Origin of the sequence: Pseudomonas sp. B20(2017) (assembly GCF_002113125.1) — a bacterium.
GTDB lineage: Bacteria > Pseudomonadota > Gammaproteobacteria > Pseudomonadales > Pseudomonadaceae > Aquipseudomonas.
In genome coordinates this window covers 299,819-324,665 of sequence record NZ_NEJP01000004.1, presented here as the reverse complement: position 1 = coordinate 324,665, position 24,847 = coordinate 299,819, and the positions used below count along the sequence as shown (strand labels likewise).

At 61.3% G+C, this 24,847-nt stretch carries 24 protein-coding genes and 1 pseudogene; 17 read left to right on the top strand and 8 right to left on the bottom strand.

Going from position 1 to position 24,847, the window contains the following annotated elements; translation table 11 throughout:
• Positions 1-15 precede the first annotated feature (15 nt).
• The 6 genes from hslU to CAF63_RS08435 all read left to right on the top strand — a co-directional run bounded on the left by hslU (position 16) and on the right by CAF63_RS08435 (position 7,314).
• Entirely contained in the window at positions 16-1,353 is a 1,338-nt protein-coding gene (gene hslU / locus CAF63_RS08460; protein ID WP_085683991.1) for an ATP-dependent protease ATPase subunit HslU, read from the top strand.
• A 153-nt stretch (positions 1,354-1,506) separates the two neighbouring features.
• The gene (locus CAF63_RS08455; protein ID WP_085683992.1) at positions 1,507-1,884 is read left to right on the top strand and encodes a gamma-butyrobetaine hydroxylase-like domain-containing protein; all 378 of its coding nucleotides are present in this window, start codon (positions 1,507-1,509) and stop codon (positions 1,882-1,884) included.
• Positions 1,885-2,142: 258 nt separating this feature from the next.
• Positions 2,143-3,822 carry a class II poly(R)-hydroxyalkanoic acid synthase gene (gene phaC, locus CAF63_RS08450; protein ID WP_085683993.1) on the top strand — a complete coding sequence of 560 codons (1,680 nt, stop codon included), beginning with the start codon at positions 2,143-2,145 and terminating at the stop codon, positions 3,820-3,822.
• 154 nt (positions 3,823-3,976) lie between these two features.
• Complete coding sequence (gene phaZ / locus CAF63_RS08445; RefSeq protein WP_007952412.1) at positions 3,977-4,831, top strand: poly(3-hydroxyalkanoate) depolymerase; 855 nt, start codon at positions 3,977-3,979, stop codon at positions 4,829-4,831.
• Between the two features lie 151 nt (positions 4,832-4,982).
• Positions 4,983-6,665, top strand: a complete 1,683-nt coding sequence (gene phaC, locus CAF63_RS08440) for a class II poly(R)-hydroxyalkanoic acid synthase (protein WP_085683994.1) — start codon at positions 4,983-4,985, stop codon at positions 6,663-6,665.
• Positions 6,666-6,693: 28 nt separating this feature from the next.
• A complete protein-coding gene (locus CAF63_RS08435) occupies positions 6,694-7,314 on the top strand; it encodes a TetR/AcrR family transcriptional regulator (RefSeq protein WP_085683995.1) in 621 nt (206 codons plus the stop codon).
• Between the two features lie 59 nt (positions 7,315-7,373).
• Here CAF63_RS08435 and CAF63_RS08430 read toward each other — a convergent pair whose 3' ends face one another.
• From CAF63_RS08430 to CAF63_RS08420, 3 genes are all read right to left on the bottom strand, one after another.
• Positions 7,374-8,249 carry a phasin family protein gene (locus CAF63_RS08430; RefSeq protein ID WP_085683996.1) on the bottom strand — a complete coding sequence of 292 codons (876 nt, stop codon included), beginning with the start codon at positions 8,247-8,249 and terminating at the stop codon, positions 7,374-7,376.
• A 10-nt stretch (positions 8,250-8,259) separates the two neighbouring features.
• A complete protein-coding gene (locus CAF63_RS08425) occupies positions 8,260-8,682 on the bottom strand; it encodes a phasin family protein (protein WP_007952416.1) in 423 nt (140 codons plus the stop codon).
• Positions 8,683-8,930: 248 nt separating this feature from the next.
• A complete protein-coding gene (locus CAF63_RS08420) occupies positions 8,931-9,206 on the bottom strand; it encodes a polyhydroxyalkanoic acid system family protein (protein WP_007952417.1) in 276 nt (91 codons plus the stop codon).
• A 165-nt stretch (positions 9,207-9,371) separates the two neighbouring features.
• Here CAF63_RS08420 and ubiE point away from each other — a divergent pair, with 165 nt between their 5' ends.
• The 11 genes and pseudogenes from ubiE (at position 9,372) to CAF63_RS29190 (ending at position 17,446) form a co-directional block, all read left to right on the top strand.
• Positions 9,372-10,142 carry a bifunctional demethylmenaquinone methyltransferase/2-methoxy-6-polyprenyl-1,4-benzoquinol methylase UbiE gene (gene ubiE, locus CAF63_RS08415; RefSeq protein ID WP_007952418.1) on the top strand — a complete coding sequence of 257 codons (771 nt, stop codon included), beginning with the start codon at positions 9,372-9,374 and terminating at the stop codon, positions 10,140-10,142.
• Positions 10,142-10,765, top strand: coding sequence for an SCP2 domain-containing protein (locus CAF63_RS08410; protein WP_039772453.1), 624 nt, complete (start codon positions 10,142-10,144; stop codon positions 10,763-10,765). Before ubiE ends, CAF63_RS08410 begins: the two co-directional genes overlap by 1 nt.
• Positions 10,762-12,366 (top strand): ubiquinone biosynthesis regulatory protein kinase UbiB, encoded by a 1,605-nt coding sequence (gene ubiB, locus CAF63_RS08405; protein ID WP_085683997.1) that lies wholly within the window; start codon positions 10,762-10,764, stop codon positions 12,364-12,366. The genes CAF63_RS08410 and ubiB overlap by 4 nt, the downstream gene beginning before the upstream one ends.
• A gap of 80 nt (positions 12,367-12,446) precedes the next feature.
• Positions 12,447-12,848 carry a phosphoribosyl-AMP cyclohydrolase gene (gene hisI, locus CAF63_RS08400; protein ID WP_007909357.1) on the top strand — a complete coding sequence of 134 codons (402 nt, stop codon included), beginning with the start codon at positions 12,447-12,449 and terminating at the stop codon, positions 12,846-12,848.
• Positions 12,841-13,173, top strand: a complete 333-nt coding sequence (locus CAF63_RS08395) for a phosphoribosyl-ATP diphosphatase (protein WP_007952422.1) — start codon at positions 12,841-12,843, stop codon at positions 13,171-13,173. Before hisI ends, CAF63_RS08395 begins: the two co-directional genes overlap by 8 nt.
• Positions 13,174-13,198: 25 nt before the next feature.
• Positions 13,199-13,477 (top strand): twin-arginine translocase TatA/TatE family subunit, encoded by a 279-nt coding sequence (locus CAF63_RS08390; RefSeq protein WP_085683998.1) that lies wholly within the window; start codon positions 13,199-13,201, stop codon positions 13,475-13,477.
• A gap of 10 nt (positions 13,478-13,487) precedes the next feature.
• Positions 13,488-13,934 carry a Sec-independent protein translocase protein TatB gene (tatB, locus tag CAF63_RS08385; protein ID WP_085683999.1) on the top strand — a complete coding sequence of 149 codons (447 nt, stop codon included), beginning with the start codon at positions 13,488-13,490 and terminating at the stop codon, positions 13,932-13,934.
• Positions 13,931-14,719 carry a twin-arginine translocase subunit TatC gene (gene tatC, locus CAF63_RS08380; RefSeq protein ID WP_007952425.1) on the top strand — a complete coding sequence of 263 codons (789 nt, stop codon included), beginning with the start codon at positions 13,931-13,933 and terminating at the stop codon, positions 14,717-14,719. The genes tatB and tatC overlap by 4 nt, the downstream gene beginning before the upstream one ends.
• Positions 14,716-15,423, top strand: a complete 708-nt coding sequence (locus CAF63_RS08375; protein ID WP_085684000.1) for a 16S rRNA (uracil(1498)-N(3))-methyltransferase — start codon at positions 14,716-14,718, stop codon at positions 15,421-15,423. The genes tatC and CAF63_RS08375 overlap by 4 nt, the downstream gene beginning before the upstream one ends.
• Positions 15,424-15,529: 106 nt before the next feature.
• Positions 15,530-16,591 (top strand): annotated as a pseudogene (locus CAF63_RS29195) (methyl-accepting chemotaxis protein); the annotation flags it as partial.
• Entirely contained in the window at positions 16,574-17,446 is an 873-nt protein-coding gene (locus CAF63_RS29190; RefSeq protein ID WP_371807397.1) for a methyl-accepting chemotaxis protein, read from the top strand. The pseudogene CAF63_RS29195 and the gene CAF63_RS29190, both read left to right, overlap by 18 nt.
• A 129-nt stretch (positions 17,447-17,575) precedes the next feature.
• Here the strand turns inward: CAF63_RS29190 and CAF63_RS08365 are convergent, their stop codons facing one another.
• From CAF63_RS08365 to CAF63_RS08345, 5 genes are all read right to left on the bottom strand, one after another.
• Positions 17,576-18,310, bottom strand: a complete 735-nt coding sequence (locus tag CAF63_RS08365) for an amino acid ABC transporter ATP-binding protein (protein WP_085684002.1) — start codon at positions 18,308-18,310, stop codon at positions 17,576-17,578.
• Complete coding sequence (locus CAF63_RS08360; RefSeq protein WP_085684003.1) at positions 18,303-19,262, bottom strand: amino acid ABC transporter permease; 960 nt, start codon at positions 19,260-19,262, stop codon at positions 18,303-18,305. The genes CAF63_RS08365 and CAF63_RS08360 overlap by 8 nt, the downstream gene beginning before the upstream one ends.
• A 139-nt stretch (positions 19,263-19,401) precedes the next feature.
• On the bottom strand, positions 19,402-20,199 hold the full coding sequence (locus CAF63_RS08355; RefSeq protein ID WP_039772466.1) for a transporter substrate-binding domain-containing protein: 798 nt from the start codon (positions 20,197-20,199) through the stop codon (positions 19,402-19,404).
• Between the two features lie 246 nt (positions 20,200-20,445).
• The gene (mdoH, locus tag CAF63_RS08350) at positions 20,446-23,016 is read right to left on the bottom strand and encodes a glucans biosynthesis glucosyltransferase MdoH (RefSeq protein WP_085684004.1); all 2,571 of its coding nucleotides are present in this window, start codon (positions 23,014-23,016) and stop codon (positions 20,446-20,448) included.
• The gene (locus CAF63_RS08345; RefSeq protein WP_085684400.1) at positions 23,009-24,823 is read right to left on the bottom strand and encodes a glucan biosynthesis protein G; all 1,815 of its coding nucleotides are present in this window, start codon (positions 24,821-24,823) and stop codon (positions 23,009-23,011) included. Before CAF63_RS08345 ends, mdoH begins: the two co-directional genes overlap by 8 nt.
• Positions 24,824-24,847 lie beyond the last annotated feature (24 nt).

Genomic DNA, 24,847 nt, shown 5'->3' with positions numbered 1-24,847 from the left:
GGACCGTCAATTATTATGTCCATGACTCCCCGCGAAATCGTCCACGAACTCAACCGCCACATCATCGGCCAGGACGATGCCAAGCGCGCCGTCGCGATTGCCCTGCGCAACCGCTGGCGCCGCATGCAGCTCCCAGAAGAGCTGCGCGTTGAAGTGACCCCGAAGAACATCCTGATGATCGGCCCGACCGGTGTCGGTAAAACCGAGATCGCCCGTCGCCTGGCCAAACTGGCCAACGCGCCGTTCATCAAGGTCGAAGCGACCAAGTTCACCGAAGTCGGCTACGTCGGCCGTGACGTCGAATCGATCATCCGAGACCTGGCCGATGCCGCGATCAAGATGCTGCGCGAGCAGGAAATGACCCGCGTTCGCCACCGTGCCGAAGACGCCGCCGAGGACCGCATCCTCGACGCCCTGCTGCCACCGGCACGCATGGGCTTCGGCAACGAAGAAGCGCCGACCCAGGATTCCAATACTCGCCAACTGTTCCGCAAGCGCCTGCGCGAAGGTCAGCTGGACGACAAGGAAATCGAGATCGAAGTCGCCGAAATGGCCGGCATCGAAATCGCCACGCCTCCGGGCATGGAAGAAATGACCAACCAGTTGCAGAACCTGTTCGCCAACATGGGCAAGGGCAAGAAGAAGGCCCGCAAGCTCAAGGTCAAGGAAGCGCTGAAGCTGGTACGCGATGAAGAAGCCGGCCGCCTGGTCAACGAAGAAGAGTTGAAGGCCAAGGCCCTGGAAGCCGTCGAGCAGCACGGCATCGTGTTCATCGACGAGATCGACAAGGTCGCCAAGCGCGGCAATGTCGGCGGCGCCGATGTGTCCCGCGAAGGCGTGCAGCGCGACCTGCTGCCGCTGATCGAAGGCTGCACCGTCAACACCAAGCTGGGCATGGTCAAGACCGACCACATCCTGTTCATCGCCTCCGGTGCGTTCCACCTGAGCAAGCCGAGCGATCTGGTGCCGGAGTTGCAAGGTCGTCTGCCGATCCGCGTCGAGCTCAAGGCCCTGAGCCCGGAAGACTTCGAACGCATTCTCAGCGAACCGCACGCCTCCCTCACCGAGCAATACTGCGCGCTGCTGAAAACCGAAGGCCTGAACATCCAGTTCCAGCCGGAAGGCATCAAGCGTCTTGCGGAGATCGCCTGGCAGGTCAACGAGAAAACCGAGAACATCGGTGCCCGTCGCCTACACACGCTGCTCGAGCGTCTGCTGGAAGAGGTGTCCTTCAGCGCCGGCGATCTGGCCAGCGCCCACGACGACAAGGCGATCCAGATCGACGCCGAGTACGTCAACAGCCACCTGGGTGAATTGGCGCAGAACGAAGACCTGTCCCGTTATATCCTGTAAGCCATACTTACAGCGGTAGCGGACCCTGTGGGAGCGGGCTTGCTCGCGAAGAGGCCGTGTCAGTCGATATCAATGTTGTCTGACACACCGCTTTCGCGAGCAAGCTCGCTCCCACACTTGCTCAAGGGTCGCCCACACTTCGGACGCCAGCCCATGACCCAACTCCCCACCGACATCAAACTGCACAAAGCCTCGAAAACCCTGTCGCTCAAATACGCGTCCGGCGAGGAATACACCCTGCCCGCCGAGTTCCTGCGCGTGCATTCCCCCTCCGCCGAGGTCCAGGGCCACGGCAAACCGATCCTGCAATTCGGCAAGCTGAACGTCGGCCTGACCAAGGTAGAACCGGCCGGTCAGTACGCACTGAAACTGACCTTCGACGACGGTCACGACAGCGGTCTGTTCACCTGGGATTATCTGTACGAGCTGGGGCGACGTCATGACGCACTCTGGGCGGATTATCTGGCCGAGCTCAAAGCCGCCGGCAAAACCCGAGACCCGGACGAGTCCGTCGTCAAGCTGATGCTCTAGTCCGCGCCTCGGACTGTTTAGAGGGCATTTTCTAGATTCATCTGTTTGAATGCTCCGCTAAAGCGGCCCGGGATCGGCTGCTTGCGAAAAAAATCAATCTCGGGTAACCAATGGAACTGGCAAGTTCCCTGCAGTGCTCTACGACTGTAAAGCAGCTATGCAGAATCAACGGTCACCCGAGCAGTAGTACCTGGCATTGGCTGTGGAACTGCACAGCAGAAAACCGGGTACTCGTCTCAGGACAATGGAGCGTCGTAGATGAGTAACAAGAATAACGATGATTTGAAGTACCAGGCCTCGGAGAACACCCTGGGGCTGAATCCTGTCGTTGGGCTTCGCGGAAAGGATCTGCTGGCCTCTGCTCGAATGGTGCTGACCCAGGCCATCAAACAACCGATCCATAGCGTCACGCACGTCACCCGGTTCGGCCTCGAACTGAAGAACGTGCTGTTCGGCAAATCAGAACTGCAACCGGCTGGCGATGACCGTCGCTTTGTCGACCCGGCGTGGAGTCAGAACCCGCTGTACAAACGTTATATGCAAACTTATCTGGCATGGCGCAAGGAACTCCATGCCTGGATCGACGACAGCAGCCTCTCGCCCAAGGACATCGCGCGCGGCCACTTCGTGATCAACCTGATGACCGAAGCCATGGCGCCGACCAACAGCATGGCCAACCCGGCGGCGGTCAAGCGCTTCTTCGAGACCGGCGGCAAGAGCCTGCTTGATGGCCTCTCACATCTGGCCAAGGATCTGGTGCACAACGGCGGCATGCCGAGCCAGGTCAACATGGGCGCGTTCGAGGTCGGCAAGAGCCTGGGCGTGACCGAAGGCTCGGTGGTATTTCGCAACGACGTGCTGGAGCTGATCCAGTACAAGCCGATCACCGAGCAAGTACACGAGCGCCCGCTGCTGGTGGTACCGCCGCAGATCAACAAGTTCTATGTATTCGACCTGAGCCCGGACAAGAGCCTGGCGCGCTTCTGCCTGCGCAACAATGTGCAGACCTTCATCGTCAGCTGGCGCAACCCGACCAAGGAACAGCGCGAGTGGGGCCTCTCGACCTACATCGAAGCCCTGAAGGAAGCGGTCGACGTGGTTACCGCGATCACCGGCAGCAAGGACGTCAACATGCTCGGCGCCTGCTCCGGCGGCATCACCTGCACCGCCCTGCTCGGTCACTATGCGGCAATCGGCGAGAACAAGGTCAACGCCCTGACCCTGCTGGTCAGCGTGCTCGACACGACTCTGGACAGCGACGTTGCCCTGTTTGTCGACGAGCAGACGCTGGAAATGGCCAAGCGTCATTCCTATCAGGCCGGCGTGCTCGAAGGCAAAGACATGGCCAAGGTCTTCGCCTGGATGCGCCCGAATGATCTGATCTGGAACTACTGGGTCAACAACTACCTGCTCGGCAACGAGCCGCCGGTGTTCGACATCCTGTTCTGGAACAACGACACCACCCGGTTGCCGGCCGCGTTCCACGGCGACCTGATCGAGATGTTCAAAAACAACCCACTGATCCGCCCCAATGCACTGGAAGTGTGCGGCACGCCGATCGACCTCAAGCAGGTGACCGCCGACATCTTCTCGCTGGCCGGCACCAACGACCACATCACCCCGTGGAAGTCCTGCTACAAGTCGGCGCAGCTGTTTGGCGGCAAGGTGGAATTCGTGCTGTCCAGCAGCGGGCATATCCAGAGCATTCTGAACCCGCCGGGCAACCCGAAATCGCGCTACATGACCAGCGATGAAATGACCGCCAATGCCGATGACTGGCAGGAAAACTCGACCAAACACGCCGACTCCTGGTGGCTGTACTGGCAAGCGTGGCAGGCCGCGCGTTCGGGCGAGCTGAAAAAGGCGCCGACCAAGCTGGGCAACAAGGCGTATCCGGCAGGCGAAGCTTCACCGGGCACTTACGTACACGAGCGGTAACCGACATCTGTGGGAGCGAGCTTGCTCCGGGCGGCGTTCCGACGAAGGCGGACTGACATTCAACATTGAAGTCGACTGATCCGCCGCTTTCGCGAGCAAGCTCGCTCCCACAGTTAAAGATGAGATAGAGATTTCACCCACAGGGCCCTGAAGCATGCCGCATCCGTTCATCTTTCGAACCGTCGAGCTGGATGGCCAGACCATCCGCACGGCGGTCCGCCCCGGCAAGCCTCACTTGACGCCCTTGCTGATTTTCAACGGCATCGGCGCCAACCTGGAGCTGGTGTTTCCTTTTGTCGCGGCGCTGGATCCGGACCTGGAAGTGATCGCCTTCGACGTACCCGGTGTCGGTGGTTCCTCGACGCCGAGCCGACCGTATCGCTTTCCGGGACTGGCGAAACTCACCGCACGGATGCTCGATTATCTCGACTACGGACAGGTCAACGTGATCGGCGTGTCCTGGGGTGGCGCGCTGGCGCAGCAGTTCGCCTACGACTATCCCGAGCGCTGCAAGAAGCTGGTGCTGGCGGCGACTGCCGCCGGTGCGGTGATGGTGCCGGGCAAGCCGAAAGTGCTGTGGATGATGGCCAGCCCACGGCGCTACATCCAGCCGTCCCATGTGATCCGCATCGCCCCGATGATCTACGGCGGCTCGTTCCGCCGCGACCCGACACTCGCCGCCAGCCATGCGGCCAAGGTGCGTTCGGCGGGCAAGCTCGGCTACTACTGGCAACTGTTCGCGGGCCTGGGCTGGACCAGCATTCACTGGCTGCACAAGATCCACCAGCCGACGCTGGTGCTGGCCGGTGATGACGACCCGCTGATCCCGCTGATCAACATGCGCATGCTCGCCTGGCGAATCCCCAACGCGCAGCTGCACATCATCGACGACGGGCATCTGTTCCTGATTACCCGGGCCGAGGCGGTGGCGCCGATCATCATGAAATTCCTCCAGGAGGAACGTCAGCGTGCGGTGATGCATCCGCACCCGACACCGCTGGGCGGATAACCGTCCCGGCACGGATTTCTGGACAGCGTTTTGCAGCGCTTCCGGGCAGGTGCGTGGCAGGGAGCCGCGCAGGCAACAACCCGCAACAGCGTCTATGGTGTTCTGGTTCGGTGTGTTTGTTTTTGGCCTGAAGACGAAGGAGTGTTGAGTCATGCGTGACAAACCAGCGACGGGCGTCGTGCCCAGCCCCGCCGTGTTCATCAATGCACAGAGTGCCATGACCGGTCTGCGCGGCCGGGACCTGATCTCGACCTTGCGCAGCGTTGCTGCCCACGGTCTGCGCAATCCGATCCACAGTGCAAAACATGCCTTGAAGCTGGGAGGCGCGCTCGGACGCGTGCTGCTCGGCGAAACCCTGCACCCGACCAACCCGCAGGACAGTCGCTTCGCCGATCCGGCGTGGAGCCTGAACCCGTTCTATCGGCGCAGCCTTCAGGCTTATCTGGCCTGGCAGAAACAGGTCAAGAGCTGGATCGACGAGAGCAGCATGAGCGACGACGACCGCGCCCGCGCGCACTTCGCCTTCACCCTGCTCAACGACGCTGTGGCGCCCTCCAACACCCTGCTCAATCCGCTGGCTGTGAAAGAACTGTTCAACTCCGGCGGCCACAGTCTGGTGCGCGGTCTCAGCCATCTGATTGATGATCTGCTGCACAACGACGGCCTGCCACGCCAGGTGACCAAACAGGCTTTCGAAGTCGGCAAGACCGTCGCCACCACCACCGGTTCGGTGGTGTTTCGCAACGAAATGCTCGAGCTGATCCAGTACCGGCCGATGAGCGAAAAACAGTATTCGAAACCGCTGCTGGTGGTGCCGCCGCAAATCAACAAGTACTACATTTTCGACCTCAGCCCGAGCAACAGCTTCGTCCAGTTCGCCCTGAAGAACGGCTTGCAGACCTTCATGATCAGCTGGCGCAACCCGGATGTGCGGCATCGCGAATGGGGCCTGTCGACCTATGTCGAAGCCGTGGAAGAAGCCATGAACATCTGCCGGGCGATCACCGGCGCTCGCGAGGTCAACCTGGTGGGCGCCTGCGCCGGCGGGCTGACCATCGCCGCGCTGCAAGGGCATCTGCAGGCCAAGCGGCAGTTGCGGCGGGTCTCCAGCGCCACCTATCTGGTAAGCCTGCTCGACAGTGAAATGAACACCCCGGCCACCCTGTTCGCCGATGAGCAAACGCTCGAAGCGGCCAAGCGGCGCTCCTATCAGAAAGGTGTGCTGGACGGTCGCGACATGGCCAAGGTGTTCGCCTGGATGCGCCCCAACGATTTGATCTGGAGTTACTTCGTCAACAACTACCTGCTGGGCAAGGAGCCGCCGGCGTTCGACATCCTCTACTGGAACAACGACAGCACTCGCCTGCCCGCCGCATTTCACGGCGACATTCTGGACTTCTTCAAACACAACCCGTTGACCCATCCGGGTGGCCTGGAAGTGTGCGGCACGCCGATCGATCTGCAAAAAGTCACGGTCGACACCTTCAGCGTGGCCGGCATGAACGACCACATCACGCCGTGGGACGCGGTGTATCGCTCGACGCTGTTGCTGGGTGGGGAGCGGCGCTTCGTGCTGTCCAACAGCGGACACGTGCAGAGCATCCTCAACCCGCCGGGCAACCCGAAAGCCAATTACGTCGAGAACGGAAAGCTCAGCAGCGATCCGCGTGCCTGGTACTACGACGCCAAGAAAGTCGACGGCAGCTGGTGGCCGCAATGGCTGGAGTGGGTGCAGCAGCGCTCCGGCACCCTGCGCGAAACCCAGATGACCCTCGGCAACGCCAATTATCCACCGATGGAAGCGGCACCCGGCACCTATGTGCGTGTGCGCTGACTGACTCAAGCCCTTTTAAGAAGACTGGATGAAAACAAGCGAACGGATCCTCGAATGTGCCCTGCAGTTGTTCAATGAAAAGGGCGAGCCGAACGTCTCCACCATGGAGGTTGCCAATGAAATGGGGATCAGCCCCGGCAACCTCTACTACCACTTCCACGGCAAGGAACCGCTGATTCTCGGACTGTTCGAGCGCTTCCAGAACGACCTCGCCCCGCTGCTCGACCCACCCGCCGATGTCGAACTGGCGCCGGAGGATTACTGGCTGTTCCTGCACCTGATCGTCGAACGGCTGGCGCAGTACCGCTTTCTGTTCCAGGACCTGTCGAACCTGGCCGGACGCCTGCCGAAACTGGCCAAGGGCATTCGCCAGTTTCTCAACGTGCTCAAGCGCACGCTGGCGTCATTGCTCGCACGGTTGAAAGCGTCGGGGCAGTTGGTCAGCGACACTCAGGCGCTGGGGCAACTGGTGGAGCAGATCACCATGACGTTGCTGTTTTCGCTGGACTATCAGCGAATTCTCGATCGCGAAGGGGAAGTGCGGCTGGTGGTGTACCAGATCATGATGCTGGTGGCGCCGCATCTGTTGCCGCCGGTGAAGGTGGCGACGGAGAGGATGGCTTTGCAATATCTCGAAAATCACGAGTGACCGCACAAACAAAAACGCCCGACCTTCACAGGCCGGGCGTTTTCTTGAGCCCTGAAAAATCAGGACTGACTGGTTGGCGTCGACGGAGTCGATGCAGCAGTCGGAGCTGGCGCCGGGGTTGGAGCCGAGGCGGAGTTCGACGTGCTTGCCAGTGCTTGCGGTGTGGTCACCGGTTTTGGTGCTGCAGTTTTCGGCGCAGCGGCTTTCGGCGCGGCCGGCTTTTTCACTGCCGGTTTTTTCGTCGCAGCCGGTTTGGCGGCAGGCTTGGCAGCAGGTTTGGCGGCAGCGGTTTTCGCTGCTGGCTTGGCCGCAGGTTTGGCGGTTGGTTTGGCAGCTGGTTTTGCAGCCGGCTTGGCGGCGGCCTTGGCAGCAACCGATTTGGCCGCGGCTTTCGCAGCAGGCTTGGCGGCAGCGGTTTTGGCTGCTGGTTTTGCGGCCGGTTTGGCGGCTTTAGCCAGTGGCTTGGCAGCGGTTTTGGCTGCAGGCTTGGCTGCTGCGGTTTTGGCCGCGACAGGCTGAGCTTTCAGGCCGGTGAGTTTTTCGATCTGCTTGGTCAGGGTATCGACCTTCTTGTGCAGATCCTTCACCTCGTTGCGGCTCGGTACGCCCAGGCGCGAGATCGCACTGTTCAGGCGCTTGTCGAAAGCCCCTTCCAGTTGATCCCAGGTGCCCAGCGCGCGATCTTTCACGCCGCTGATGCGCGATTTTGCCGAGCTTGCAGAATCCTTGGCAGCATCGACTTTCTTGCCGACTGCAGCCTTGGTGAGCTTCTCGGCTTTCTCGCCGTCTTTGACCAATGTATCGAAGAGTTTGCTGCCGTCAGTGTCGATCTTCGAGTACACGCCTAAACCAGCCAGCCAGATCTTGCGGGAATAGTCTTCGACTTTTCCGATCCACGAGCTGCCTTCTTTATCGGTGTTCTTTTTACCAGCCATCCCGTTCTCCTTAAGATTTACGCGCGACGCGTTCGAGCAATGCCGTCAGCTCATCGAGCTTAGCAGAGAGTGCCTCAACGTCATGTTTAGACGGAATGCCGATACGATTCAAGGCACTGGCGACACGCGTGTCGAACGCCTTCTCGACCTTGTCGAGCTGAACTTCGACCCGGCCTTTGAAAGAGCTGACTTCGCTCTTGGCTTCATCGATCTCGGCGTTGGCCGCTTCGAGTTTTTCGGTTACGGCTTTTTTGCCTTTCTTTTCAACAGTTTGACCAGCCTTGATCAACTCCTGAAAGTACTCGCTGCCCTCCTGACCGACCTTGGTGTAGGCACCCAGGCCTGCCAGCCAGATCTTGCGGGCATAGGATTTGACGTCGCTCAGAGCGGAAGTCGAAGCGTCGATTTTTTTCTTCAAAATGACTTTGGCCATGGTGCACCTCACGCGCAGAAGGTTTGAGGAACTGCCCTGACGAGTGTCGGGCTCAGGCACAAAGTAGGGAGAAAAATTAGAAACGGCACCCTAACAACTGACATAAAAGCTCGGCAGGGCAAACACTATTCCTGTGGGAGCGGGCTTGCCGCGATGAGGGTGGCACATCCGGCATTTTAGTTGCCTGACCTACCGCCATCGCGGGCAAGCCCGCTCCCACAGGGATTCGGGGCTCTACAAAAAATGCGTCAGACCAGCGCTTTATCCAGCGCCTTTTCGATCTCGGCTTTGATCATGCCACTCATGGCCGACATCATCAGACCCAGTTCCACGTCGACCCGGATCGAATCCTCGGCCACATGCACCGCGCCCTTCACGCCCGAACGCTTGAGGTTCAGGACATCGCCCGACCACTGCGGCTCCAGGCCATATTGATCGGAGAGTTTCTGCGCCAGTTTGTCGGCTTTCTCGCGGGCCGCTTCCTTGCCCAGGCTGTGGGCACGCTCAACACTGATATGGGCCATTGAATGACTCCTGCTTTTTGAATGGGGCTATGAATGCCTGCAACGAATCTTGACCGCCACTGCGGCAAATCGTCCCGAAGGTTACCCATCTTACCTTTAGCCATTCCAAGACAAAGTATGGCTTGGGGATTAGAATGTCGCGCATTCTCTTTTGGTGACAGCGATATGACTGATCAGCGCAAAGGCAGCGATGCCGAACCCACCACTCACTTCGGCTTCAAAAACGTTCCGGAAAGCCAGAAAGCGGAAAAAGTCGCTGAGGTGTTTCACTCCGTGGCCGCCAAGTACGACCTGATGAACGACCTTCTGTCGGGCGGCATGCACCGTCTGTGGAAGCGTTTCGCGATCGAACTGTCGGGCGTGCGCGCCGGCAATCGCGTTCTGGACATCGCCGGTGGCACCGGCGACCTGACCAAGAAATTCTCGCACCTGGTCGGCCCGACCGGTCAGGTGGTGCTGGCCGATATCAACGAATCCATGCTCAAGGTCGGTCGTGACCGCCTGCTGGATGTCGGTGTTTCGGGCAACGTCGAGTTCGTCCAGGCCGACGCTGAAAAGCTGCCGTTTCCGGACAACCACTTCGACTGCGTGACCATCGCCTTCGGCCTGCGCAACGTGACGCACAAGGAAGACGCCCTGCGCTCGATGCTGCGCGTGCTCAAGCCGGGCGGCCGTCTGCTGGTGCTGGAGTTCTCCAAGCCGACCAACGCGCTGATGTCCAAGGCCTACGACGCCTACTCGTTCGCCTTCATGCCGCTGATGGGCAAGCTGATCACCAACGACTCGGAAAGCTATCGCTACCTGGCCGAATCGATCCGCATGCACCCGAATCAGGAAACCCTGAAGTCGATGATGGTCGACGCCGGTTTCGACCGCGTGACCTATCACAACATGACCGCAGGCATCGTCGCCCTGCACCGCGGCATCAAACCCTGATGCTGCTGACCGGGCTGCTCGCCAGCGTCGAACTCGGCCTGAACCGCGTGCTGCGTCTCGACAGCACGGCGCTGCCGCGACTGGCGCATCTGACCGGCAAAGTGATTGCCGTGGATTGCCGCAGCCCGGCGCTGCAACTGTTCATCCTGCCGAGCGACGAAGGCCTGATGCTGGCGTCCCGTTGGGAAACCGGCGTCGACTGCACCCTGCGCGCCCCGGCTTCGAGCCTGGTGAAACTGGCCCTGAGCAAGGACAAGACGGCGGTGCTGCATGCGCCAGAAGTCGAACTCGACGGCGACAGCGGCGTGCTGCTGGAGCTGGCGGGCGTGCTGCAGGACCTCGAGCTGGACTGGGAGTACGAACTCTCGCGCTGGCTGGGACCTGTCGCCACGCAACTGGTCGGCGGTCACCTGCGCAGCCGCGCCCGCTGGTATCAACAAGGATTTGCCAGCCTCAACCAGAACCTCGCCGAATACCTGGCCGAAGAATCACGCACCCTCGTCGGTCAGCGCGAAGCCGAAGCCCGCTTCAGCGAACTGGACCGGATCAAACTTGATCTGGAACGCCTCGAGGCGCGCTTCGAGCGCCTTTCCCGATCCCTCGACCCAAGCGATAACGCATGAAGCTGCTCGCCGTCCGCCGTCTGTTGCGCATCCAGCGCGTCGTGATCCGCTACCGCCTCGATGACCTGCTGTTCGATCTGCCTTTGCCGTGGTTCCTGCTCGCGCTGCGCTACGTCTTGCCGTGGCGCTGGTTCCCGCGCAAGCCACTGGACCTCAGCCGTGGCGCACGCCTGCGCCTGGCCTTGCAGGACCTGGGGCCGATCTTCATCAAGTTCGGGCAGATCCTCTCGACCCGCCGCGACCTGCTGCCAGAAGACATCGCCGATGAGCTGATGCTGTTGCAGGACCGCGTGCCGCCGTTCGATTCGCAGCTGTCGGTCAAGCTGATCGAAGAGCAACTGGGCAAGAAGATCAGCGAAGTGTTCAGCCGCTTCGACGTCGAACCGCTGGCCTCGGCCTCGGTGGCGCAGGTACACGCCGCGCAACTGAAGACCGGCGAAGAAGTGGTGGTCAAGGTGATCCGCCCGGGCCTGAAACCGGTGATCGCCCAGGATCTGGCGTGGCTGTTCATCCTCGCCCGCGCCGCCGAAAAGGTCTCCGCCGACGCCCGTCTGCTGCACCCGGTGGACGTGGTCAGCGACTACGAAAAAACCATCTACGACGAACTCGACCTGTTGCGCGAGGCGGCCAACGCCAGTCAGTTGAAGCGCAATTTTGAAGGCTCGCCGCTGCTCTACGTGCCGCAAGTCTATTGGGACTGGTGCCGGCCGAAAGTGCTGGTGATGGAGCGCATCTACGGGATTCAGGTGACGGATCTGGCGACCCTCGCCGACCAGCGCACCGACATGAAGATGCTCGCCGAACGCGGCGTGGAGATCTTCTTCACCCAGGTGTTCCGCGACAGCTTCTTCCACGCCGACATGCACCCGGGCAACATCTTCGTCAGCACCGTCAATCCGTGGAGCCCGCAGTACATTGCGATCGACTGCGGCATCGTCGGCAGCCTGACCCCGGAAGACCAGGATTATCTGGCGCGCAACCTGTTCGCCTTCTTCAAGCGCGACTACCGCCGCGTGGCGCAATTGCACATCGATTCGGGCTGGGTGCCGGCGGAAACCAAGCTCAACGAATTCGAAGCGGCGATCCGCACCGTGTGCGAGCCGATCTTCGAAAAACCATTAAAAGATATTTCATTTGGCCAGGTGCTGATGCGCCTGTTCCAGACCGCGCGCCGCTTCAACATGGAAGTGCAGCCGCAACTCGTATTGCTGCAAAAGACCCTGCTGAACATCGAAGGTCTGGGCCGTCAGCTGTACCCGGACCTCGATCTGTGGAACACCGCGCAGCCGTTCCTCGAACGCTGGATGCGCGAGCGCGTCAGCCCGAAAGCCTTGATCGGCAACGTCCAGAGCCAGTTCGAACAGCTGCCGCATCTGGCCAACATGGCCCGCGATCTGCTCGAACGCATGTCCCAGCCCCACGCCAACGACCCGCCGCCACCGTGGAAAAAACGCAAGGACGACTGGTTCCTGCGCCTGCTCGGCAGCGCCCATCTGGCGGGTGGTACGATCCTCGCTGCCGGTGGTCCGCTGAACGAACTGGGGCATTGGCCCGCCGGGATCATGGTGGCAGTCGGCTTGTATCTGGTCGTTCGCCGATAGCCAGTTCCGTGATCGGCTGGCACACTGTTTCAACGCCTGAACCCGACTATTGAAGTGTGGGTTCGCTGTCGGAGTCGAAGATGAAAAACTGGCTGGACGAGATCAAGTGGGACGCCGATGGCCTGGTGCCGGCGATTGCCCAGGATCACAAGACCGGACGCGTATTAATGATGGCCTGGATGAACCGCGAAGCCCTGGAGCTGACCGCGGCGGAAAACCGTGCCATCTATTGGTCACGTTCCCGTGGCAAGCTGTGGCGCAAGGGTGAAGAGTCCGGCCACGTACAGACGCTGCATGAAATGCGTCTGGACTGCGACGCCGACGTCATCATCCTGATGGTCGAACAGATCGGCGACATCGCTTGCCATACTGGCCGTCAAAGCTGCTTCTACCGCGTCTTCGAAAACGGCGACTGGAAAACGGTCGACCCGGTCCTGAAAGACCCGCACGCTATTTACTCCGCAGGACACAAACATGAGTGACACCCTGACCCGCCTCGCTCAGGTGCTGGAAGAGCGCAAAGGCGCAGCCGCCGACAGCTCGTATGTCGCCAGCCTGTATCACAAGGGTCTGAACAAGATTCTGGAGAAAGTCGGCGAAGAATCGGTCGAAACGATCATTGCCGCCAAGGACGCCGCCGTCAGCGGCGACTGCAGCGACGTGATCTACGAGACCGCCGACCTGTGGTTCCACAGCATGGTCATGCTTGCCCAGCTGGGGCAGCATCCGCAGGCGGTGCTGGATGAACTGGATCGCCGTTTCGGCCTGTCCGGACACGTCGAGAAAGCCTCGCGCCCGTCCGCCTGAACAACTTCAAGAGAGGAACAGCAACATGGGCATTTTTGACTGGAAACACTGGATCGTCATCCTGGTGGTCGTGGTACTGGTATTCGGTACCAAGAAACTGAAGAACCTCGGCACCGACGTTGGCGAGTCGATCAAGGGCTTCCGTAAAGCCATGAACGACGACGAAAAACCGGCCGATCCGACCGTCACGCCTGCGCAACCGGTTCCACCGGTACAGCCGCAAACCACCGCTCAGGCCAACCCGCCGCACACCATCGACGTGCAGGCGCAGAAAGTCGAAGAGCCGATCCGCAAAGACGTGTGAGCACTGACTAATGTTTGGTATCAGCTTCTCTGAACTGCTGCTCGTCGGCCTCGTCGCCCTGCTGGTGCTGGGCCCCGAGCGTCTGCCGGGCGCTGCACGCACCGCCGGCCTGTGGGTCGGGCGGCTGAAGCGCAGCTTCAACGCGATCAAACAGGAAGTTGAGCGTGAAATCGGTGCCGACGAAATCCGTCGGCAACTGCACAACGAGCACATCCTGTCGCTTGAACAGGAGGCGCGGAAGATTTTCACGCCGGTTCAGCAGGAGCCGACGCCGGTCGAGCATGTGGGTGAGCAGACGATTCATGCGCCTGCCGCCGCGACGCCACCAGCACCTGTCGTAGCGCCAACCCAGCCAGTGCCCGCTGTTGCAGAAAACTCGGTTGAACACGTAGCCCCAACCGCCGCGCCGACTCCACCAGCGCCAAACGACACCACTCTGCCGCCGCGAGCCCCATGAGCGATCTCCCCGAAAACGACCAGCACATGCCGCTGGTTTCGCACCTCACCGAGTTGCGCACCCGCCTGCTGCGTTGTGTCGCGGCGATCTTCATCATCTTCGCCGGGCTGTTTGCCTTCACCCAGCAAATCTACACCTTCGTCTCGACGCCGCTGCGCGAATACCTGCCGGCCGGTGCGACGATGATCGCCACCGACGTGTCGTCGCCGTTCCTGACGCCGCTGAAACTGACGATGATGGTCTCGCTGTTCCTGGCGATCCCGGTGATCCTGCATCAGATCTGGGGTTTCATCGCACCGGGCCTGTACAAGCACGAGAAGCGCGTTGCGGTGCCGTTGCTGATCTCCAGCATCCTGCTGTTCTACACCGGCATGGCGTTCGCCTACTTCTTCGTGTTCCCGCTGATCTTCAAATTCTTCGCCTCGGCCACCCCGGCCGGCGTGGAAATGATGACTGACATCACCAGTTACCTCGATTTCGTCATGACGCTGTTCTTCGCCTTCGGCGTGGCGTTCGAAATCCCGGTGGCCGTGGTGCTGCTGGTGTGGATCGGCGTGGTCGACGTCAAATACCTGAAGAAGATCCGTCCGTACGTGATCATCGGCTGCTTCGTGGTCGGCATGATCCTGACCCCGCCGGACATCTTCTCCCAGACCCTGCTGGCCGTGCCGATGTGGATGCTGTTCGAAGTCGGCATCCTGTTCGGCAGCCTGGTCAGCAAGCGCGAGCGCCCGGAAGAAACCGCCGACGATCACAACGACCAGCCACCAGCGACTCAGCCATGAACCTGCTGCTGCTCGAAGAGGCCGACTTCATCGCGGCCGACCGCGTCGTGCTGCGTGATCGGCGCCTGACCCACATGCAGGAAGTCCACCGCTCGGAAGTCGGCGACAGCCTGCGGGTCGGGCGCATCAACGGGTTGATGGGCTCGGCCGAGCTGCTGCGTCTGGACGCGGGCGAAGCCGAACTGCGAGTCACCCTCGATCAACCGCCGCCGGCCAAACTGCCGCTGACCCTGGTACTCGCCCTGCCCCGTCCGAAGATGCTGCGCCGGGTGTTCCAGACCGTGGCGACCATGGGCGTGTCGAAGGTGATTCTGGTCAACAGCTACCGGGTCGAGAAAAGCTTCTGGCAGACGCCGTTCCTCGAACCGGAAGCGATCCGCGAACAACTGGTCCTCGGCCTCGAACAGGCGCGCGATACCGTGCTGCCGGAAATCCTCATCGAGAAGCGCTTCAAGCCATTCGTCGAAGACCGCCTGCCAGCCATCACCGACGGCACCCTCGGTCTGGTCGGTCATCCGGGCAACTTCCCGCCCTGCCCCCGCGCCCTGAGCGAGCCAGTGACCCTGGCCATCGGCCCCGAGGGTGGCTGGATTCCTTACGAAATCGATCTGCTGACCAAGGCCGGGCTGCAACCGGTGCAACTCGGTGAGCGTATCCTGCGGGTCGAAACTGCCGTCACCGCGCTGCTGGCCCGGTTGTTCTGAGCGCTTCTGTTCTAAGCACTTCGCCGGACAAAAGGCGTTACAGATTGCCATCATCCGGCCGATACCCTCTCCATAAGTCCAATTAGTGGTCCGAGGGAGTCGTCGCATGTACCGTTGGTTAGCCGAGAGTCTTGGAAACGTCAGCGTTAAACGTAAGCTTGGAATCGGTTTCGGCCTGGTGCTGCTGCTGACCCTGTTGATCACCTTCACCGGCTGGACCGGCATGAGCGGCATCATCAGCCGGGGCGACAAACTCGGGTTCATCTCCAGCCTCAACGAACTGACCAAAGACTTGCGCCTGGCGCGCCTGGATTATGAAGCCCGCCGTGGCGAACAGGGCCCCGGCGCGGTCAACGACCTGCTCGGCAAACTCGACAGCGGCCTGCAAAGCGCCCGCGGCATGATCGAGCAACCGTCCGACGTGGCCATGATCGATCAGCAACTGGCGGCGGTCGCCGAGTACAAACGCGCCTTTGGCGACATGACCCAGGCCACCGTGCAGCGTGAAGATGCCCGCAGCAAACTCGGCGCCAGCGCCGACAACGCCGTGGCCAAAGTCAGCGAAGTCGAGAAATCCCTGTTGCAAGGCGACAGCGTTGCGCAATTCAACAGCGTAATCGAGTTGAGCAAATTGCTGCAGCAGGCGCGCTATCAGGTGCGCGGCTACACCTACAGCGGCAAGGCCGAGGCCGAACAACCGGCGCTGGATGCCATCGCCGCCGCCTTGAACAATCTTGAAAACCTGCCGAGCAAACTGCCCGAGCAACACATCGCCAACCTGCAGCAGGCCACCGAATCGCTGAAGGCTTACCGCGCCGCCGTCAGCCAGTTCCGCGACTCTCAGGTAAACAACGCCAAGGCCTTGGCTCGCATGTCGGCCCAGGGTGACATCCTGCTCGACGTCAGCAAGAAGCTCACGGTATCCCAGACCATCGTCCGCGACACCGACGCCGCGCACGCCAAAAACATGCTGATGATCGCCACTCTGCTGGCCTTGGCCTTCGGTCTGCTCGCGGCCTGGGCGATCACCCGGCAGATCATCATTCCGCTGGAGCAGACCCTGAAAGTCGCCGAACGCGTGGCCGCCGGTGACCTGACCCACAATCTGGTGTCCCTGCGCCGTGACGAACTCGGTCAATTGCAGCGCTCGATGCAGAGCATGACCCAAGGCCTGCGCGAATTGATCGGCGGCATCAGCGACGGCGTGACCCAGATCGCCAGCGCCGCCGAAGAGTTGTCCGCCGTGACCGAGCAGACCAGCGCCGGGGTGAACAATCAGAAAGTCGAGACCGACCAGGTCGCCACCGCCATGAACGAAATGGCCGCCACCGTGCAGGAAGTCGCGCGTAACGCCGAGGAAGCTTCGGAAGCAGCGGTCGCCGCCGACCAGCAGGCCCGTGAAGGTGACAAGGTGGTTGGCGAGGCCATCGCCCAGATCGAACGCCTGGCCGCCGAAGTCGGCCACTCCACCGAGGCCATGGGTGAGCTCAAACGCGAAAGCGACAAGATCGGCAGCGTGCTCGACGTGATCAAGTCCGTGGCTCAGCAAACCAACCTGCTGGCCCTCAACGCCGCCATCGAGGCCGCCCGCGCCGGTGAAGCCGGACGTGGTTTTGCGGTGGTCGCCGACGAAGTCCGCAGCCTCGCCCAGCGTACCCAGAAGTCCACGGAAGAGATCGAAGAGCTGATCGTCGGTCTGCAGAACGGCACCCAGCAAGTGGCGACGATCATGGACAACAGCCGCACCCTGACCGACAGCAGCGTCGAGCTGACCCGGCGTGCCGGTGGTTCGCTGGAAAGCATCACCCGCACCGTTTCGGCGATTCAGGCGATGAACCAGCAGATAGCTGCGGCGGCCGAGCAGCAGAGCGCTGTGGCTGAAGAAATCAACCGCAGCGTGCTGAACGTGCGGGATGTCTCGGACCAGACCTCGGCGGCCAGTGAAGAGACGGCGGCCTCCAGCGTCGAGCTGGCGCGTTTGGGCACTCACCTGCAAACGCTGGTGGGCCGGTTCAAGGTTTGAGGTGATTCATCTGCCTCGGTTCGCTTGGGACCGAGGTGATGCCTTCGCGAGCAAGCTCGCTCCCACAGAGAATGCATTCCAATGTGGGAGCGAGCTTGCTCGCGAAAGCGCTTGATCAGACGCTGAAGACTAGAGAACTTGCCGCAGGAACGCCTGGGCTCGCGGATCCTTCGGCGCGTCGAAGAATTCCGTCGGCGAAGCATCTTCCAGCAGTTTGCCGTGATCGAAGAACAGCACCCGATCCGCCACTTCCCGGGCAAAACCCATTTCGTGGGTCACGCAGACCATGGTCATGCCTTCCACGGCCAGGTTCTTCATCACGTCCAGCACTTCGCCGACCATTTCCGGGTCGAGGGCCGAGGTCGGCTCGTCGAACAGCATGACCTTGGGATCCATCGCCAGCGCCCGGGCAATCGCCACGCGCTGCTGCTGACCGCCGGACAGGCGCGACGGGTATTCGCGGGCCTTCTGGGCAATCCCGACCTTCTCCAGCAATGCCAAAGCCTTGGCCTCGCTTTCCTTCTGGCCGCGCTTGCGCACGACTTTCTGCGCCAGGCACAGGTTTTCCAGCACGGTCATGTGCGGGAACAGATTGAAATGCTGGAACACCATGCCGACTTCGCGGCGATAGGCGTTGACGTCGGTTTTCGGGTCGGCCAGTTGCAGGCCGTCGATGCTCACCGAGCCGGAATCGAATGCCTCAAGACCATTCAGGCAACGCAGGAAGGTCGACTTGCCGGAACCGGACGGGCCGATCACCACCAGCACTTCACCCTTGGCGACAAACGTGCTGACGTTATCCACAGCCCGGACCACTTGCCCACGGGTGTCGAAGACTTTTACCAGATCGCGGACTTCAATCACTTTGCGCGAGCCTCCGCTCAAGCCGGCTGGCGATTTTCGACAGCGGCAGGTTGATCAACAGGTACAGGCCGGCGACGCAGAACAGGATCTCGAACGGCGAGAACGACGTGGTGATGACTTCACGGCCGCTTTTCAGCAGCTCGGTGATGGCGATCACCGACACCAGTGAAGTGTCTTTGACCAGACTGATGAACTGCCCGGCCAATGGCGGCAGCACGCGTTTGAACGCTTGCGGCAGCACCACATGGCGCATCGACTGGCCAGCACTCAGACCCAGCGAACGCGCCGCCTCGTTCTGGCCACGGGCAATCGACTGCACGCCGGAACGGATGATTTCCGCCACGTAGGCGCCAGTGAACAGTGACAGCGCGGCGATCCCGGCGAACTCCCGGGACAGGTTCATCACCGTGCCGATGAAGAAATAGAAAATGAAGATCTGCACCAGCAGCGGCGTGCCGCGCACCAGTTCGACATAGATCGTCGACAGGTCGCGCAGGGTCGGGTTGCTCGACAGCCGGCACAGCCCGGTCGCCAGACCGATCAGCAGGCCCAGCACGCCGGAGACCAACGACAGCCAAAGCGTGGTCCACAGGCCCCACAACAGCGGACCCGCCGCCCAATGCCGCGTCACGCCCACGACGTCGCCTTCGGCCACATCGTCGCCCTGAGCGAATTGCAGGCTGTTTTCGTCGACGGTCAGGTGCTGCTCGTCACCGGCATCGTTGCGCAGGGTGACCTGCGCGCGGCCGCCCTTGCGCACCAGTTCGCTGACGGTGGAAATGTCGGTCGCGCGCTGGGTTTCCTCGGCCTGATAGGCGAAGTACTGCGGCACGCGGTTCCAGCGCCATTCGTAGGACATCAGCGACGTGGCGTAATACAGCGCGCCGGCCAGGCCGACCAGCACCAGCACGGTCAGGACGTGCCAGGGCCATTGGGCTTTTTTCTGTTTCATTGCAGATTCCGGATTTTGTGTTGCTCTGGAGGCCCTCTTCGCGAGCAAGCCCGCTCCCACAAAGGACCGGGTCAGACACACCGGTCACTGTGGGAGCGAGCTTGCTCGCGAAAGGGGCGACTCGGTCTATATGACCGAGTTATTCCATGTCCTTGAGCCACTCGGTGCTCTTGAACCACTTGTCATGGATGCGATCGTAGGTGCCGTCTTCGTGGATCTGGTGCAGGAAGTTGTTGATGAAGTTGATGCTGTCGTAGTCACCCTTCTTCAGACCGAACGCCAGCGGCTCGTAGGTGAACGGCTTGTCGAGGAACACCAGTTTGCCGGCGCCGACCTTGTTCACCGCGACCACGTTGTACGGCGCGTCGTAGATGAAGGCGTCAGCCTTGCCGTTGACCACGTCGAGCACGGCTTCCTGCTCATTGTCGTAGCCGTGGTACTTGGCTTTGGAGATCAACTTCTTGGCGACCATCTCGCCGGTGGTGCCGAGCTTGGAGGTGATGCGGTAGTCGGCGGTGTTCAAGTCTTTATACGACTTGATGGTGCCTTCCAGCTCTTTACGGATCAGCAAGGTCTGGCCGACCACGATGAACGGTTCGCTGAAGTTCAGGCGCAGGTTGCGTTCCTGGGTCAGGGTCATGCCGCTGCCGATCATGTCGAACTTGTCGGTCATCAACGCCGGGATGATCCCGTCGTAGCCGGTGGAAACCAGCTCCAGCTTGACGCCCATGGCCTTGGTCATGGCTTTGAGGATGTCGACTTCGAAACCGATGATTTCGCCGCGCTTGTTGGTCATTTCGAACGGCATGTAGGTCGGATCCATACCGACTTTCAGCGAGCCGCGCTTGACCGCGTCATCGATTGCGCCGGCCTGCGCCGCATTGACTGCAACCAGTGCCGTGACGCCGACCAGCAGCATCGACAGATACTTCTTCATCTTCAAGTCCCCAAAACCATTGCGTTTGCGGCGCGAAAACCGACAGAAATGGACAAGATTGTCCGGGTGCGCCAATTCGGGGACGGATGCTAACGCACTCGTCCGTTTGCACAAGGTTTTTTGATCGGCTAGTGCCGGATGGGACGCAGAGCGTCCCGGGCTGCATTCCCACGCAGAGCATGGGAACGCGTGATCCGCGACGGTAATCGGCAGGCAAAAAAAACCCCGCTTTCGCGGGGTTCTTCATCAGGCCGGTTGCGCCTGCAAGCTCACCGGCTTGAGCGGCAACAGCGGCGCATGGGGATCGGCTTTCACCGAGGCCCGCCAGGCATCCAGCCATTCGGCGTGGCCTTCGGACCACACTTGCTCGTGCAGACGGGCCAGGGCCACCGGATCGCTCAGCAGTTGCAGACGATCATGGTTGTTCAGCCCGGCCGGGCCGACCTTGATCGCGTGACGCACGCGTTCCTGCCGCAGCCATTCGATCGGCTCGGCCTCACCGTGACGCGAGGTCGCCAGCGAGCACGCCAGAGCGTTCTGCTGTGGATCGACCACCGCGCGGATGAAGCCGTCATTCAGTGCGTGCCAGCGGTTTTCGTGGGTGTACTGATCGGTGGCCAGCAGCGCCTGTGGCGGATTGTATTCCTCGGGGATGAGGAACAGGCTCTCGTCACGGGACTTCAGACCCAGGCCCACACGACTGGAAATCACCGACACCGGAATCGACAGCATCAGCGAACCGACGATCGGCACCAGCCACCACAAGAAGCTCGGGTTCAGCCAGATCACCAGCAGTGCCCAGAAGAAACCCAGCAGGGTCTGCGGACCGTGACGCTTGACCGCTTCGCTCCATGGCGTCGAGTCGTCGTCACGCTGCGGCGAGTTCCAGGTCGCGGCCCAGCCAAGGAACGCGGCCAGAACGAAACGGGTGTGGAAAATCATCCGCACCGGCGCCAGCAGCATGGAGAACAGCATCTCCAGCAGCATCGACAGGGTCACCTTGAACTTGCCGCCGAACTCTTTCGCGCCCTTGGCCCAGATCAGGATGATGCTCAACAGCTTCGGCAGGAACAACAGCACGATGGTCGTCGAGAACAGCGCGATCGCCTTGTCCGGGTGCCATTGCGGCCATAGCGGATAGAGCTGACGCGGTTCGAGGAAGTACTGCGGCTCCATCAGCGTGTTCACCGCAAGCAGCGCGGTCGACAGCACGAGGAAGAAGAACCACAGCGGCGCCGACAGGTAAGACATCACGCCGGTCAGGAACACCGCACGGTGCACCGGGTGCATGCCTTTTACCAGGAACAGACGGAAGTTCATCAGGTTACCGTGGCACCAGCGACGGTCACGCTTGAGCTCGTCGAGCAGATTCGGCGGCAGTTCTTCGTAGCTGCCCGGCAGATCGTAGGCAATCCACACGCCCCAGCCGGCACGGCGCATCAGCGCCGCTTCAACGAAGTCGTGAGAGAGGATCGCACCGGAGAACGCACCCTTGCCCGGCAACGGCGCCAGGGCGCAGTGGTCGATGAACGGCTTCATGCGGATGATCGCGTTGTGACCCCAGTAGTGGGACTCACCCAGCTGCCAGAAGTGCAGACCGGCAGTGAACAGCGGACCGTACACACGGGTGGCGAACTGCTGCATACGGGCATACAGCGTATCCATGCCCGAAGCGCGCGGCGCGGTCTGGATGATGCCGGCGTCCGGAGTGGCCTCCATCAGGCGCACCAGACTGGTCAGGCACTCGCCGCTCATGACCGAGTCGGCGTCGAGTACGACCATGTACTTGTAGTCACCGCCCCAGCGACGGCAGAAGTCGTCAAGGTTGCCGCTCTTGCGTTTGACGCGGCGGCGACGGCGGCGATAGAAGATCTTGCCGAAACCCTTGGCTTCGCGGCAGACGTCCAGCCAGGCCTGCTGCTCGGCAACGCAGATGTCGGTGTCGTTACTGTCGCTGAGGACGAAGAAGTCGAAACGGTCCAGGTCACCGGTAGCGGCAACCGACTCGAACGTCGCGCGCAGACCGGCGAACACCCGAGGCACGTCTTCGTTGCAGATCGGCATCACCAGCGCAGTCCGCGCGTCCTTCGGAATCGGCTCGTTGCCGGCACTTTTACCGGAGATCCGGTATTTATCGTGGCCGGTGAGCAATTCTAGGAAGCCCATCAGCGCGGTCCAGAAACCGGCCGATACCCAGCAGAACAGAATCCCGAACATGATCAGGATGCTGGTCTGCAGCGCATACGGCAGCACTTGCGTGGCGGTTTGCAGCAGCGGTTGATGCAGGACTTCTTCCAGATCGACGAACGACCAGCCCTGGTACGGCATGATGCCTTTCATGTACCAGCCGGCGACGATGGTCTGACCGATCATCAACAACAGCAGAATGTAGCGGCGGATCGATCCAACGGTACGCCAGCGCGCGGCCGGCAGTACGTTTTCATCCTTCGGCGGTTTCGGCGGATTGGTGCGCCCGGTCAGGCGGCGCCAGCCACGCACCAGAACGTTGGTGCGCCACGGCTCCGGCACGACCTTGGTCCGACGAATCGGCGGCGTGGCCTTCATGCTGACCCGGCCGCTGGCGTCGAGCACCAGCATTTCCGCGTCTTGCAGCTCTTCGGCGGTGCTCAGGGTCAGGCGCTTGCCCACCGAAGCCTGGGCGGCTTCGGTCGGTGCGTCAAAGGTCTTGGACGACAGGCGTTCATGCAATTCGCTGAAGGACTGGCAGCCCGCGAGTTCCGCGCGCTGCTCGTCGGTCATCGGCAGATGCGCCAGGTACTCGGACAGAGTCTCTGGCTGTACTTGAGAGTTACTCATCGGCAGGCAACTGATAGCTCCAGGTCTCGGTCAGGACTTCTTCAGTCGGTGCCGATTCCGGTGTGGCTGGGGCCGCGTCCGCAGCGGCTGGCTGCTTGGCGTCTTTGTTGGCCTTGTCCTTGGCATCTGCAACCGGCTTGGCGTCGGCCTGTTTGGCCTCGGCGGCCTTGGCTTCCTTGTCGGCTTTCTCTTGTTGCTTGGCGGCAACCTTGTCGGCCTTGGCCACCGACGAATTGGACGTCGGCACCGAAGACTTGGCCAGATCAGCGGTAACCACTGGCTGCACCAGCGCTGCGCGCATCTCGGTGGACTTGCTCGGGTCCTTGATCTTCATCCGCAGGGTCAGGCGCCAGCCCTTGGTTTCCGGGTTGTAGCGCACGCTGTTCTCGACCAGTTCGGCGTTGTCGCCGACGCTGACCTGGCTGCGAACGTCCGCATCCGGGGCCAAAGCGGCCAGGGATGGGCCTTCGAAGTCGATCAGGTAGGCAACGCTGCCATCCGGCTGACGGATCAGGTTCGATTGCTTGACGTCACCGGTGGAACGCAGGGTCTGGTTGACCCAGGCACTGTCCGGCGCGTGCAGCGCGGCTTCGTCGATGGTCCAGTGCATGCGGTAGGCGAAGTCCAGCGGCTGGCCAGGCTCCGGCAGTTTTTCCGGGCTCCAGAACGCAACGATGTTGTCGTTGGTTTCGTCAGCGGTAGGGATCTCGACCAGATCGACGGTGCCTTTGCCCCAGTCGCCCTTCGGCTCGATCCAGGCGCTTGGGCGCTTGTCGTAACGGTCGTCGAGGTCTTCATAGTGGCTGAAGTCACGGCCACGTTGCAGCAGACCGAAACCACGCGGGTTCTCGACGCTGAAGTTGCTCACGGCCAGGTGTTTCGGGTTGTTCAGCGGGCGCCAGATCCACTCGCCGTTGCCGGCATGGATCGACAGACCGCTGGAGTCGTGCAGTTCACGACGGTAGTTGAGCACTTTCGACGGCTGGTTGGCGCCGAACAGGAACATGCTGGTCAGCGGCGCGATGCCGAGCTTGCCGACCTTGTCACGCAGGTACATCTGGCCCTTGACGTCGACGATGGTGTCGCTGCCCGGACGCAGGATCAGACGGTACGCGCCGGTCGCACGTGGCGAATCCAGCAGGGCGAAGATCACCAGGTGCTTGTCGCCCGGCTTCGGCTGCTGAATCCAGAACTCGCGAAAACGCGGGAATTCTTCGCCGGACGGCAGAGCGGTATCGATCGCCAGGCCACGGGCCGACAGGCCGTAGGTGTGACCCTTGCCGACAACGCGGAAGTAGCTCGCGCCCAGCATGGTCATGATTTCGTCTTGCTTGTCAGCCTTGTTGATCGGGTACAGGACACGGAAACCGGCGTAGCCCAGTTGTTCGGTGGCCTTCGGATCGAACTGCAGGTCGCCGAAATCGAAACGGCTTGGATCGTATTTGATCTCTTCGACGGTGTTCGCGGTGATTTCGTTGATTTTCACCGGCGTATCGAAGTGCATGCCCTGATGATAGAAGGACAGCTTGAACGGGGTCTTCTGGTCGGCCCATTCGGCTTTTTCGGTGCGGAAACGAATCTTTTGATAGTCCGCGAATTTCATCTCGCGGAATTCGTTCGGCAGGTTGCTGCGCGGGGCTTCGAACTTCTGCCCGGCCAGCTCTTTGGCCTTGGCCGACACATCGTCAAGATTGAATGCCCAAAGCTGGCCGGCGCTGAGCAGGCAGAGTACTGCCGAGCCCGCTACCAGAGCGCTGCGCAAGCGTTTGGCAGACAATTTTGCTGCATTACAGGGACTAACAATCACGAGCAACCCTCGCCGAAAACAGAT